General features: G+C 52.6%; 1 protein-coding gene. It reads right to left on the bottom strand.

Features of this window, described 5'->3' with window-relative positions; all coding sequences use genetic code 11:
- The coding region (locus AC0L20_RS39720) for a hypothetical protein (RefSeq protein WP_473295623.1) at positions 1-506 on the bottom strand (506 nt) is incomplete at its 3' end.
- Positions 507-548 lie beyond the last annotated feature (42 nt).

Raw genomic sequence — 548 nt, 5'->3', positions numbered from 1 at the left:
CGCGCAGCCAGATTCAGCTCTTGCTCACCCTCAACGGAAATAGGGGGTGTATCACCGAAGGCCATGACTTGACTAAACGTCATATTGGGTGAAGCACCTGGACTCTGCTGTTCTATACGCGAGACCTCGATGGAAAAATTCGTCCAAGCATGAGAGCCAAACACAAGGTTAGGCGGCATGTCTTTTACCAGAAATTCCGGGGCGGCTACCGACAATAACAAACGCGCCGCAAGAGGCGCTGCCTCAGCGCCGATCGTCTTCTCAAGGTGAGCGATAAAACGCTTTACAATTTCGGCAGCCGGGGCGCCTGCGTTATCTTCGCTATACAGATTATAGCCCGCTAAATTGAATGGTGACTTGCCCAATCCTGGGTCAAGTTCTTGCACAAGTGCGGCGCTCACACTTTCAGTTGCGCTGGTGGCCGTCTGGAGCAACTTGATTTTTTCTTGTATGTCTTCACCCAGCGTCTGCGCCTCGGGCAAGCGGATAAGCTTATCCAGTGCCAACGCAGGGTCCTGCGAAATATCCTTCCTTATTGCCTCAGGAAG

The sequence above is a fragment of the Bradyrhizobium sp. Kon58 genome (genome assembly GCF_055807455.1).
This window is presented reverse-complemented; position numbering and strand designations above follow the sequence as displayed.